Annotated in this window: 8 protein-coding genes; 7 read left to right on the top strand and 1 reads right to left on the bottom strand. The window is 68.5% G+C overall.

Features of this window, described 5'->3' with window-relative positions:
- The first annotated feature begins 51 nt into the window (after window positions 1–51).
- Genes P7F68_RS02330 through P7F68_RS02315 form a run of 4 tightly spaced genes read left to right on the top strand, consistent with a single transcriptional unit; the run spans window position 52 to window position 3,489 of the window.
- Window positions 52–279 carry a FeoA family protein gene (locus P7F68_RS02330; protein WP_002929598.1) on the top strand — a complete coding sequence of 76 codons (228 nt, stop codon included), beginning with the start codon at window positions 52–54 and terminating at the stop codon, window positions 277–279.
- A 13-nt stretch (window positions 280–292) separates the two neighbouring features.
- Window positions 293–2,620, top strand: a complete 2,328-nt coding sequence (feoB, locus tag P7F68_RS02325; protein ID WP_277830339.1) for a Fe(2+) transporter permease subunit FeoB — start codon at window positions 293–295, stop codon at window positions 2,618–2,620.
- 9 nt (window positions 2,621–2,629) lie between these two features.
- Window positions 2,630–2,911, top strand: a complete 282-nt coding sequence (locus tag P7F68_RS02320; RefSeq protein ID WP_002941661.1) for a FeoC-like transcriptional regulator — start codon at window positions 2,630–2,632, stop codon at window positions 2,909–2,911.
- Window positions 2,908–3,489: a hypothetical protein gene (locus P7F68_RS02315; protein WP_277830336.1), complete on the top strand. Its 582-nt coding sequence runs from the start codon at window positions 2,908–2,910 to the stop codon at window positions 3,487–3,489. The genes P7F68_RS02320 and P7F68_RS02315 overlap by 4 nt, the downstream gene beginning before the upstream one ends.
- Window positions 3,490–3,524: 35 nt before the next feature.
- Here P7F68_RS02315 and P7F68_RS02310 read toward each other — a convergent pair whose 3' ends face one another.
- Entirely contained in the window at window positions 3,525–3,965 is a 441-nt protein-coding gene (locus P7F68_RS02310) for an HMA2 domain-containing protein (RefSeq protein ID WP_277830333.1), read from the bottom strand.
- 231 nt (window positions 3,966–4,196) lie between these two features.
- On the opposite strand from P7F68_RS02310, the gene P7F68_RS02305 reads away from it, so the two are divergent.
- From P7F68_RS02305 to P7F68_RS02295, 3 genes are all read left to right on the top strand, one after another.
- On the top strand, window positions 4,197–6,149 hold the full coding sequence (locus P7F68_RS02305) for a TonB-dependent receptor plug domain-containing protein (protein WP_277830332.1): 1,953 nt from the start codon (window positions 4,197–4,199) through the stop codon (window positions 6,147–6,149).
- A 66-nt stretch (window positions 6,150–6,215) separates the two neighbouring features.
- Window positions 6,216–10,265, top strand: a complete 4,050-nt coding sequence (gene cobN / locus P7F68_RS02300; RefSeq protein ID WP_277830329.1) for a cobaltochelatase subunit CobN — start codon at window positions 6,216–6,218, stop codon at window positions 10,263–10,265.
- Complete coding sequence (locus P7F68_RS02295; RefSeq protein ID WP_277830327.1) at window positions 10,262–12,361, top strand: TonB-dependent receptor plug domain-containing protein; 2,100 nt, start codon at window positions 10,262–10,264, stop codon at window positions 12,359–12,361. Before cobN ends, P7F68_RS02295 begins: the two co-directional genes overlap by 4 nt.
- The last annotated feature ends 8 nt before the right edge of the window (window positions 12,362–12,369 follow it).

Below are 12,369 nucleotides of genomic sequence, written 5' to 3'. Positions count from 1 at the left end.
ACATGCTGCGGGTGCGTGCTGCACGCGCGGTCAACAGCTGGAGTCGTTGTGATGATGCTGAAGCAACTCGAGGTCGGAGACCGCGCAAAGGTCAGTGGTTTTGCCGAGGCGGGCGGGGCCTATCGCCGCAAACTGTTGTCGATGGGGCTCACGCCTGGGGCCGAGTTGCAGGTCGTGCGCGTCGCTCCCATGGGCGACCCGGTCGAGATCCGCGTGCGCGGCTTCGCGCTCACGCTGCGCAAGGGCGAGGCCGACGCCCTGACAGTCGAGAAACTCTGATTCAGGTGCTGCAATGAACCACGAACACACCATTGCCCTTGTAGGCAATCCCAACTGCGGCAAGACGACCCTGTTCAACGCCCTTACCGGCTCGCGCCAGCGTGTCGGCAACTGGCCCGGCGTCACTGTCGAGAAGAAGTGCGGCGAGTACCGGCATGATGGGCGGCACTTCGAAGTCGTGGATCTTCCCGGGACCTACTCGCTCGACGTGGTCGATCGCGAGGTGTCGCTCGACGAGAGCGTGGCGCGCGACTTTGTCCATGGCAACGAGGCCGGGCTGGTCGTCAATATCGTCGATGCCGCGAACCTCGAGCGCAACCTCTACCTGACGAGCCAGCTCGTCGAGATGCGCGTGCCACTGCTGGTCGTGCTCAACATGGTGGACGTGGCCGAAGCCAAGGGCCTGCGCATCGATGCCGATGAGCTGTCGCGCCGGCTCGGTTGCCCGGTGATCCCGGTGGTGGCCTCCGAAGGCCGCGGCGTGGATGCGCTGAAGTCAGCGATCCGCAGCGCTGTCCAGGCGCGCCAGCCGGCGAGCGCCACGGTTGATTATCAGCCGGCGCTGGAGCGCGCCATCGAGACGCTCGTTCCCTTGCTCGGCGAGCCGGCCCGGGCTGCCGGAACGTCTGCGCGCTGGCTTGCGGTCCGCGTGCTCGAGGGCGACGACCTCGCACGCCGCGCAGCGGGGCCGGCGGTTGCTGCCGAAGTGGAGCGGCTGGGGGCTGGGCTTGACGACGATCTCGACATCATGGTGGCCGATGCGCGCTATGGGCTCGCCAACCGCATCGCCGCGGCGGCGGTCACCGTCAGCGGCCTTGCTGGGCGCGATCTCACCGACCGCATCGACCGCGTGGTGCTCAACCGCGTCCTCGGGGTGCCGATCTTCCTGCTGATGATGTACCTGATGTTCCTCTTCACCATCAGCATCGGCGGCGCCTTCATTGACTTCTTCGACCAGTTTGCCGGTGCCTTGCTGGTCGATGGCTTTGCCGAACTGCTGTCCGGCCTGGGTTCGCCCGAGTGGCTCACCGTCCTGCTCGCGCAGGGCATCGGTGGTGGCATCCAGGTGGTCGCCACCTTCATCCCGATCATCGGCTTCCTGTTCCTGTTCCTGTCGGTGCTCGAGGACTCGGGCTACATGGCGCGCGCAGCCTTCGTGATGGACCGCTTCATGCGTTGGGTGGGGCTGCCCGGCAAGTCCTTCGCGCCGCTCATCGTCGGCTTTGGCTGCAACGTGCCGGCGATCATGGCCACGCGTACGCTCGAGCACCGCCGCGACCGCCTGATGACGATTGCCATGGCGCCCTTCATGTCCTGCGGCGCGCGTCTGCCGGTGTATGTGCTGTTCGCGGCCGCCTTCTTTCCGAGCGGTGCACAGAACGTGGTGTTCGGGCTCTACCTGATCGGCATCGCAGTGGCGGTGCTGACCGGGCTGGTGTTGCGCAACACCCTGCTCAAGGGCGAGCCGACGCCCTTCATCATGGAACTGCCGCCCTACCACCTGCCCACCGTGCGCGGCGTGCTGCGCCACGCCTGGGAGCGCCTGATGGCCTTCATCGTGCGCGCCGGCCGGGTGATCGTGCCGATGGTACTGGTGCTGAATGTGCTCAACTCGGTTGGCACCGATGGCAGCTACGGCAACGAGGACAGCGATGCCTCCGTGCTTGCCGCGGTGGGGCGGAGCATCACGCCGGCCTTTGCGCCGATGGGGCTGACCGAGGAGAACTGGCCGGCTGCTGTGGGGATCTTCACTGGCGTACTTGCCAAGGAGGCGGTCGTCGGCACGCTCGACGCCGCCTACTCTGCGCTCGCCGCCAAGGACGCGGGTGAAGAGGGCGGTGAGGAGACCCCCTTCGACCTCGTCGAAAGCGTCGCCGCCGCCTTCGCCACCATCCCGGCGAACCTGGCCGATGCGCTTGGCGCCTGGGCCGACCCGATCGGCCTGGACGTTGGCGACCTCAGCGACCAGGCTGCGGTGGCCGAGGAGCAGGCAGTGTCGACCGGCACCTTCGGCGCGATGGCCGCACGCTTCGACGGCGCGGCGGGGGCCTTCGCCTACCTGTTGTTCATCCTGCTCTATGCGCCATGCACGGCTGCGATCGCGGCGATCTATCAGGAGTCGGGTGCGCGCTGGGCGGTGTTCGTCACCGCATGGACGACGGCGATGGGCTACGGCGTGGCCACGGTGTACTACCAGGCCGCCACCTGGGCGCAGCATCCGGGTGCATCGCTGGCCTGGATCGCCGGGGTTACCGTGTTCATGGGGCTGGTGCTGTGGGCGCTGCGGCGTCACGGCGCACGCGAGGCAGGCGCCAGCATGCCCCTGCCGCAGCAGGTCTGAGGGGGAGCGATGATCTTGTCACGCCTGGGCAACTACCTGAGGGAGCGCCGCCGCGCCAGCGTTGCCGACATGGCGAACGGCTTGGGCAGCACGCCGGCTGCGCTCGAACCCATGCTCGCCACGCTCGAACGCAAGGGCAGGGTGCGACGCCTGGCCGCCGCATCGGCTTGTGGTACCACCTGCTGCAAGTGCGATCCGGCAACGGTCGCCGTCTACGAGTGGGCGGGCGATGAACGGGCGGGCGATGAGCGGGCCGCAGGCAAGGGGGCCGGCGGCGACGCCACGGTGTGAGCGCAGACGGAGGCAGTGTGGTGGCGGGCGTGCTCGTCGTGATCGGTATCCACCGCGAGGAGCTTGCCTTCGGTCGCGAGGTGCTCGATGGCTTCGATCGAGGCGAGATCGACGTGCTTGAGGTTCCCGACGGCTTGTCCGGCCGTCGGCCCCTGCCCGACGAGTGCTTCCGCAACCGCGTTGTGCACCGCGCACTCTACCTTCAGCTCCTGTCGCAACTCGGCCCCGCTCACCGGCTGCTGCTTGACCTCCATGCCGGACATGACGATAGGGGGCCAAGCGCAGACCTGCTGTGCGCGAGTCCGCGCCTGCGAGCCTGTCTCATGCACGCGCTCGAGTCGCCCGCTACGCTTGCGGCGGGCGAAGCACTGCCCTCGCTGCGCGAGCAGGTGCGTATCGTTGCGCTCGACGCGGGCCAGCCCTTGCATGCGCGCACCGTCATCCCGGAGGCGGTCTGGAACAACCCCCGTTTTGCCTACCTGGGCGTCGAGGTCTACCTGCCGGATGATGCTGCCCGCCGCGCTTCAGCTGTCCTGCTGGCGCGCCGGATCATCCACCTGGCCGGATGCTGCGCCTGAGACACGGCTGCTGCCTGATCGCCGCGGGAAGGCGGTCAGCGCAGCAAGGCCTTGCGGTGCAGCCCGATGTGCACGCCGAGACAGGCTACGAACACGCCGCCACTGAGCGCGTGCCAGCGCTTGTTGCCGGTGGCCGCGAGCGCAAGCGATGCCCCCAGGCTGCCCAGCATGCCGACCTTGGCGATGCGGTTCGCGTGCCTGCGCAGGCTGCGGCGGCCCGGGCTGCGCGGTGCGGCGAGCACGGCGTCGACCAGTGCATCGACGCGGCGCTCGAACTCGACGGCCTCGATCCGGCCGCCATCGTATCGGATCACCACGCTGCCGGCGCTTGCGTTCGCCTCGATCTCCCGGATGCCGTCGATCTGATGTAGCTGCGCTTCGAACTGTGCGATCCGGTCGCGGTCGCGAAGGGCCAGGTCCCGGATTCGCAGCCGACCGGGTGAGCTTGATGCAATGCGCGTTTTCCGTGGGTTCATACCGATGTGTTCCTGATTGCGGGGCCGGCTTTCATTTCGAGGCAAAGCCGGCGTATAATAATTACAAATAGAAATCATTCTTACTTAGATTTGATCTAGCTCAATTTTGCCCGCTTGTGCTGTGCTTGTCTGCAGCCAAGCGGAGTGTTCGGTCCCTTTTTCGCATATCAGCCAGCAACCAACGCCTGTACGGATAGGTAGCCAGCCAAATCTTCCTTCCTGGAGAGCTTGATGGTTACCTTCACTGGCGTTCAGTCGACGCTTCGGTCCGCATCGTTTGGCGGTGTGTCACGGATCATGCTGGCGCTCGCCGTCCTGCCCGCCGCGCAGGCCTGGGCTGGGGCGGCTTCCGATTCGAGGCTCGACGAGGTCTTCGTGACCGCCACTCAGCGCGAGCAGGCTGTTCGCGACGTGCCCGCAGCGGCAGCGGTGGTCAAGCGCGAAGAAATCGAGGCCGCAGGGGCCGACAATGTGCTTGCGGCCGTGCGCGAGACGACGGGAATCGGCCTCGTCGGGCAAAGCGTTGCTGGCCGCAAGACGATGTCCCTGCGCGGCATGGACGGCAAGCACACCCTCTATCTCGTCAATGGCCTGCGCGTCATCAATACCGACGACTGGGTCGGACATTCCGATTTCCAGTATGACTGGACGCCTGTCGACAGCATCGAACGCATCGAGGTTGTGCGAGGGCCGATGTCCGTGCTCTATGGCTCGGATGCACTCGGTGGCGTCATCAACACGATTACCCGCCGGCCCGACGCCGAATGGCGTGGCGGCGTTCGCCTCGGCGGGCGCAGCGTAGCGGGTGCGGGTGGGGGTGATTCGCTCAGCGGCGGTGTCCATTTTTCCGGTGGCCTGACCGACACCTTGCGCATGGCGATCTCGGCCACGCGGCTGCAGCGCTCGCCGCTCGAGCGCAAGGAAGACCGGCGCACCTCCGAGATCGAGGGTACCGACCTGCAGTCGGGGCATCTGCTGCTGTCCTGGCAGCCGCTGGCCGCGCACACGTTCGACCTCGAGCACCGCGTCAGCAACGAGGAGCGTGAGCGCGACCAGGTCCGCAGCGGCACCTACTACCGCGATACCTACGACATCGATCGCTCGCAGTCGATCGCGACCTGGCGCGCCGACTGGTCGGGTGTGGAGACCCAGTTGCGCGCCTGGGAGTCCGATTTCTCGGTGTCGAACCGGCGCACCAATGGCGTGGCGCCCACCCGCCCGCAGAGCATGGACGACCGCGGTGTGGACGGGCGCGTCGGCTTCGCGCTCGGCAGCATGCAGTACCTGACGGTGGGCTTCGACACCCGGACCGAGACGATGAAGAACGCCGGCCTTGCCGGTGGCAAGGACGACGCCGATTTTCGCGCGCTCTATATCCAGGATGAGATTGCACTGGCTGCAGATCTCACGCTCACGCTCGGCTTCCGTCGCGATCGACACTCGATCTTCGGTGCCGAGAGCAGTCCGCGCGCCTACCTTGTCTGGCATGCGACCGATGCCTGGACGCTGCGAGGCGGCTACGGCGAAGGCTTCCGCGCGCCAACGCTCAAGCAGGCCTCGTCGTCGTACGAGGGCGCCGAAGGACCGCATACCTTCTACGGCAACGGTGACATCCGGCCCGAGACGAGCAAGTCGTGGGAGCTCGGTCTCATGTACGCCAAGGGTGCGATCGACTGGGAGCTCACCGCGTTCCGCAACAGTGTCACCGATCTCATCACCACGCGCGAGATCCGGCGCGTCGGCCCCCGGGCCTTCTACATCTACGACAACATCAACGATGCCCGCATCCAGGGGGTCGAGACCGCACTGCGCGTGGATCTTGGCGGCGGTTTCGATGCCCGCCTGAGCGGACAATGGCTCGACACCGAGGACAAGACCTCGGGCAAGCCGCTCAATGCGCGGCCCGACCACTTGCTCAATGCCCGTCTGGGCTGGAAGCAGGGGCCCTTGAGCGCAGCCCTCCGCCTGGAGCACACCGGCCGTCAGTATGTCACCTCGGCGGCGCGCAAGGCGCCAGCCTACAACCTGCTGCATCTGCAGGGTGGCTACGCGTTCAACAAGCACCTGCGCGTGACGGCGGGCATCGACAACATCACCAATGTCCGCCTGGCCGACAAGTCCAGTTTGTTCAGCTACTCGGAAACCCCGCGCGCGCTGCGCGTCACGCTGCACGGCGCGTTCTGATCGCCGCCTGCCCGTTGTTGCGTCCCGCGTTCCTGCGGGGCGCTTGTCGAACCCACGATACCTTCCATGAACAGCTCCACTCCGGTCGAATCCGTCTCGCATGCGCCAGCCCGTGCACCCTGGCGTCATCTAATCTTCGTCTGTGTGCTGCTCGTGCTTGCCGCCGCGTTGGCGATCGCCCTCCAGCCGCAGCCCCGTGCTGGGCGGGTTGCCGTGATCAGCAGCGACTTCGTGCTCGGTGGCAAGTTCGTCGCGCTGCGCGCCCTGGCCAACACGGCCGGGGTGGATCTTGCCGTGGTCAATGTCGACCGTGACGCCGCGGATGCGGTCGAGGCTGCCCTGCGCGGCGTGAGGCTGGCCGTGCTGGACGCGCCGCGCGAGGAGGACGGCCGACGCATGCGCGAACAGGTCGTGCCCGTGCTCGAACGCCTCGCTGTGCCCTGGATGCTGTCGTCGGCACGTGGCGTACAGGTGGGCGGCGGGTTGGAGTCTGCGGCCGGCGAGGCCTTGTACGCCTATTACCGCAACGGCAGCCAGCGCAATTTTGCCGGCTTCTTCGCCCATGTCCGCCATCACCTCTTCGGCGAAACCGCCGTCGCGGTGCCGGCCCCGGTGGTGTTCCCGGACACCGGCATCTACCACCCGGATCACCCCGACCTCGTGGTCGGCGATCTTGCCGCCTACCGCCAGTGGCTGGGCGAAGAGCGCGCTCGGCGCAGCCCGGCGGTCGGCATCGTCGTCCACCAGGCCTATGTCGGCAACATGGGCATGGGGCACATCGACGAGTTGGTGCGCATGCTGGAAGCGCGGGGGGCGCTGCCGGTGGTGTTCTACCACCCGCTGACGGCGCCGAGCGGCGCGCTCGACATCGTCATGGACGAAGGGCGAGCGGCGGTGGATGTGCTGCTCAACTTCCAGGTCATGTACCAGGGCAGCCGGCGCGAGGACTACGCCAGGCTGGACGTCCCGGTGCTGCAGGCGATGACCTGGCGCGAGGGCGACGCCGCCCACTGGCGTGCGAGTGCCGAAGGGGTGCCCGGGGGTGCCGTGCCCTTCCTGCTCGCGATTCCGGAGCAGGCTGGCCTGAGCGACCCGCTGATGGTCGCCGCGATCGAGGACGAGCGTGCCGTGCTGATCCCCGAGCAGGCGAACGCCCTGGTGGATAAGGCGTACCGCATTGCCCGCCTGCGCGCGAAGGCGAATGCGGACAAGCGTGTGGCGCTGATGTTCTACAACTACCCGCTCGGCGAGCGTAACCTGTCGGCCTCGTTCCTGAACGTACCGCGCAGTCTCGCCCGCCTGTCCGAGGCCCTGCAGGGCGCGGGCTACACCGTGCCGCCCGCCGAGGAACAAGCGCTCATCGACAGCGCAGCCCGTCTGCTCGCACCTTTCTACCGCGAGGGCAGGCTCGACGCCCTGCTGGCCGACAACCTCGCGGCGGCCTTGCCCCTTGCCGACTATCTTGCCTGGTTCGATGGCCTGCCTGCGCACGTCCGCGAGCGCATCAACAAGCACTGGGGGCCGCCCGAGAACGACCCGATGCTGGTCGGTGCGGGTGACACGCGCTGCTTCGCGATCCCGCGCCTGCAGCTTGGCAACCTGGTGATCATGCCGCAGCCGCCGCGCGGCCGCATCGACGAGCCGCCCGAGAAGGCGATCTACCACGACACCAAGGTGCCGCTGACCCACTTCTACCTTGCCGCCTACCTCTATGCGCGCACCGCCTTCGATGCCGACGCGCTGATCCACTTCGGCACCCACGGCAGCCAGGAGTGGACGCCGGGCAAGGAGCGCGGCCTGTCCATCCATGACGACCCCTACCTGGTGCTGGGCGACCTGCCGGTGATCTATCCCTACATCGTCGACAACATCGGCGAGGCCACCCAGGCGAAGCGGCGTGGCAGGGCGACCATCATCAGCCACCAGACGCCCTCGTTCGCACCGGCCGGTCTGCATGCGCAGCTGATGCCGCTGCACGACCTGCTGCACGAGTACGAGCTGCTCGACGTCGGCGCAGTCAAGGATCGCACCATGGGCGCCATCGTCGATGAGGCGGCACGCCTGACCCTGATCGAGGACATCGGCTGGACGGTCGAGCGCGCACGCGCAGACTTTCGCTCCTTCGAGCGCGAGCTGCACGACTGGCTGCACACGCTGGCGCAGACCGCACAGCCGCTCGGCCTGCACACCTTCGGCGAGGCGCCGCGCTTCGAGCATCGCGTCGGCACGGTGATGCAGATGCTCGGCGAACGGCTGTACGCAAGCCTCGGCCTGGCCGAGCCGGACGAGCTGTTCGTGGAGGACTACAAGGCGCTGCCCGAGTCTGCCCCCTACCGCCTGCTCGCCGGCGCGTTCGCGACCGAGCCTGCGGCGGACGAAGCCCCGCTGCTGAGCGAGGGGCGCGCCTACTTCGACGCACTTGCCGCAGCCGGCGAGCACGCCGGTCTGCTCAAGGCGCTCGACGGCCGCTTCATCGACACCCAGTACGGCGGCGACCCGATCAGGAACCCCGAGAGCCTGCCCACCGGGCGCAACCTCTACGGCTTCGACCCCTCGCGCATCCCGACCGAGCAGGCCTGGCTCGCCGGCGCTGACGCCTTTGCCCAGCTGCTCGAAGCGCACCGGGCGGAGCACGGCACGCCGTTGCGCAAGGCGGCGTTCTCGCTCTGGTCGGTCGAGGCGATGCGCCACCTCGGCGTGCTCGAGGCCCAGGTCTTCCACGCCCTCGGCGTGCGCCCGGTGTGGGACCGCTTCGGCCGCATCAGCGACGTGGAGGTCATCCCGCGCGAGGAACTCGGCCGTGCGCGGGTGGATGTGGTCGTGTCCGCCACCGGCCTCTATCGCGATCACTTCCCGACCGTCATGACGCTCATCGCGCGTGCGGTCGAGCGCGTGGCGGAGCTCGACGAGCCCGACAACGCCGTACGCGCGAACGCGCTGGAGATCGAGCGCTCCCTCATCGAGCAGGGCTTCACCGCCGAGGACGCGCGCCTGCACGCGCTGACGCGCATCTTCTCGAGCGAGAGCGGCGCCTACGGCACCGGCCTGGATGACGCTACGCTCGCATCCGACACCTGGGATGACGAGGGCAAGCTTGCCGATCTCTATCTGGAGCGGATGCAGTACGCCTATGGTCCGGACCCCTCGCGCTGGGGCGAGCGCGTGCGTGCGCCCGGCAATCGGGAGGCGGCTGGCGGCGCGGCAGGCAAGGGCGGTGCGGCAGGCAAGGGCGGCTTCAACCTCTATGCCGAGCACCTGAAGGGAACCGAGGCGGCCGTGCTCGCGCGCTCGTCCAACCTCTACGGCATGCTCACCACCGACGATCCCTTCCAGTACCTGGGCGGCATCGGCCTCGCCGTCCGCCGCCTCGACGGGCGCACGCCCGGGCTCTATATCAGCAACCTGCGCGACCAGGGCAAGACCCGGGTCGAAGGCGCAGGGCGCTTCCTGGCGGCGGAGCTGCGTGCGCGCTACTTCCATCCGCAGTGGGTGGAGGCGATGCAGCAGGAGGGTTATGCCGGCACGCTGGCGGTCGTCGATACGGTCAACAACTTCTGGGGCTGGACCGCCGTGGCGCCTGAGATCGTCCGCGACGACCAGTGGCAGCAGTTCTTCGAGGTCTATGTCGAGGACTCGCTCGAGCTGGGCATGGAAGAGTGGTTCGAGCGCCACAACCCCACCGCCCGTGCCCAGATCGCAGAGCGCATGCTCGAGGCCGCGCGCAAGGAGTACTGGAGCACCGACGAGGCCACGCTGACGCGGCTCGTCGAGATCTATGCCGACGCGGTCGAGCGACTCGACTACCAGCCGGTCAGCAGCAAGGTGGACGCCTATGCCCGCTCGCTCGCGGCCGGCTTCGGGCTGGAATCGAGCACGGCACCTGCGCAGGATGCGGCGACGACCCCGACCCCGACCCCGACCCCGACCGCGGCCGAGGCAGAGCCGCAGCAAGTGACCGGACAGGTGCTTGAGCAGGTCGCACCTGATGCGGCCGCCGACATGCCGGCGCCCTGGCTGGAGCTTTTGCTTGCGCTGCTGACCCTGGGCGCCTTCTTCGCGGGTACGCTGAGCCAGTCGCGCCGGCAGCCGGGCGTCATGCCCGGTACGCGCGCATGATGCGGGCGCGTGCGCACCTTGGGTCGCTGCTTGCGGCGCTTGCCGCCGGCTTGCCGGTGGGCGCCCTGGCGGACACCGAGCTGAAGGCGATCGAGGTCGAGGCCGTGCTCGATGCGGTCGCCGAGCAGCGCTATGCGGCGGGCCAGAAAGTGGTCTTCGACCGCGAGGACATCGCCAGCCTGGGCGGGCTGTCGGTGTCCGAGGTGTTGCGCAAGCTGCCCGGACTGGAGCGCGGTGCGGATGGCATGGAAGGCGCCTCGGCCTCGGCGCGCGGGATGGCGCGTGATTCGGTGCTCATCCTCGTCAATGGCGAGCGCCCCACGGCGAGCGGGCGGCACGCGCTTACCGTGGTCGGCCGGCTGCCCGCTGGCGAACTCGAACGGGTCGAACTGATGCGCGGCGGCTCGGCCGAGTTCGGCGTTACCGCCGAGGTGGTGGTGAACCTTGTCGTGCGTGCGCCGCAGGCCAAGCCGAGCCGCTCGCTGAAGGCCACCGTGGGCCTGCGCGGCGACGAACCCAACCTGCAGTTGACCGGCAGCGTCGAAGGCGGGGTGGCCGAGCGTGCGTGGACCCTGCCGCTGACGTTCAACCGCCACCGCATGCCGGTCGACCAGCAGCGCATGCGCGGCGATCCGGCCGGCGTCGTGGCCGATGAGCGGACGCTGGGCAGCTACCGTGTCGATGAACTGATCCTGTCGCCACGCCTGTCCTTGAAGGACGGCGAACGACGTCTGACCGTGTGGCCAAGCCTCTATCTCAACAACGGCTGGCGGCGCCAGCAGCTCAGCGCCGGCGGCGTCGATACCCGCGTCGACCGCGAGCGCAGCGACATGCGCATCGCGCGCCTGCGCGCCGACGCCAGCATGCCGCTGGCGTCCGTCGATGGCCGGCTCGGGCTGCGGCTTGCGGTGATGGACGGCGACCGTCGGACGGACACCCGTCGCCTGCCTGCCGTGGGCACGGCCGCAGTCGAGGCGCTCGAGCGCAGCGAGCGCGAACTCACCGGGTCGGCCCGGCTCGACAGGGCAGTGGGGGCCCACCTGCTGACCTGGGCGCTTGAGGGCGCGGTGCTCAGCCGGAAGGATGCACAGGAGGCGGGATCGGCTACGGTGTTAGCGCTGCGCCGTCATGACTTGCGTGAAACAAGCGCGGCGGCCTGGTTCCAGGACGAATGGACCTTCGGCGGCGCCGACGGCGACACGTTTACGCTCACCAGCGGCCTGCGCGTGGACGGCCTGCGCCAGCGTTCGGGCGGCGGGCAGCGGCATACCGAGGCGGTGTCGCCCTCGCTCGCATTACGTTGGGCGTTCGCGCCGGCCTGGGTGCTGCGCACCAGCGTCGGAAGTGGCTTGCGCGCGCCCAAGCTGGATGAGCTCAGTCCGGTCGTCACCCGCAGTGCGGGCGTCAATACGCCACTCGAACCCGACCTGGGCGGGCGGCCGGGCCTGGCTGCGGAGCGCATCCAGCGCTTCGAGATCGGTGTCGAGCGCTATCTCGGCGGCGAGCGCAGCGTGCTTGGGGCCAACGCCTACTTCCGTCGCACTGCGGACTTCATCGAGCGCACGCTGGCCGACGAGGCTGGACGCTGGGTCGAGCGCCCCGCCAACGTTGGCGATGCGCGCCATTGGGGCGTCGAGCTCAGCGTGCGCCTGGACAGCGCCGCCCTCGCTGGCACCTTGCCGGCCGGCGGCAGCCTGCGCGCAACCCTTACCCTGCCGCGGGCCGAGGTCGACGACGCCCGGCTGGGCGTCCGGCGTATCGCCAATGACACGCCCCGCCATGTCTCCAGCCTTGGCTATGAACACGCGCCTTCGGGTGCGGCCCTGCGCTATGGCGTCCAACTCCGCCACACGGGGACGGTACGCACGGCGCGGGCCAGCGAACTGCAGGGGACGAACCGCAGTGGCACGCGTATCGACGTCCATGTCACCCGGCAGCTCGCTCCTGGGGTTGATCTGCGCCTGGCCGGGGAGAACCTGCTCGGTGCGCGCGATCGCCATGCACGTGTGGCGCGCGATGACGACCGTCGCTGGCAGCTGGCCGGCCGTGATGGCGGCGACAGGACCTGGCTGCTGACCCTGGAGGGCAAGTGGTAGCAGCCACT

The organism is Thauera mechernichensis (assembly GCF_029588855.1).
Lineage (GTDB): Bacteria > Pseudomonadota > Gammaproteobacteria > Burkholderiales > Rhodocyclaceae > Thauera > Thauera mechernichensis.
Note: the sequence above shows the minus strand (reverse complement) of the source record. Positions and strands in the feature narration are given on the sequence as shown.

Bases quoted from the DNA above. Each gene is read 5' to 3' on its own strand.
- P7F68_RS02310 (WP_277830333.1), bottom strand. From the start codon at position 3,965: ATGAACCCACGGAAAACGCGCATTGCATCAAGCTCACCCGGTCGGCTG.
- P7F68_RS02305 (WP_277830332.1), top strand. From the start codon at position 4,197: ATGGTTACCTTCACTGGCGTTCAGTCGACGCTTCGGTCCGCATCGTTT.
- P7F68_RS02330 (WP_002929598.1), top strand. From the start codon at position 52: ATGATGCTGAAGCAACTCGAGGTCGGAGACCGCGCAAAGGTCAGTGGT.
- P7F68_RS02320 (WP_002941661.1), top strand. From the start codon at position 2,630: ATGATCTTGTCACGCCTGGGCAACTACCTGAGGGAGCGCCGCCGCGCC.
- feoB (WP_277830339.1), top strand. From the start codon at position 293: ATGAACCACGAACACACCATTGCCCTTGTAGGCAATCCCAACTGCGGC.
- cobN (WP_277830329.1), top strand. From the start codon at position 6,216: ATGAACAGCTCCACTCCGGTCGAATCCGTCTCGCATGCGCCAGCCCGT.
- P7F68_RS02295 (WP_277830327.1), top strand. From the start codon at position 10,262: ATGATGCGGGCGCGTGCGCACCTTGGGTCGCTGCTTGCGGCGCTTGCC.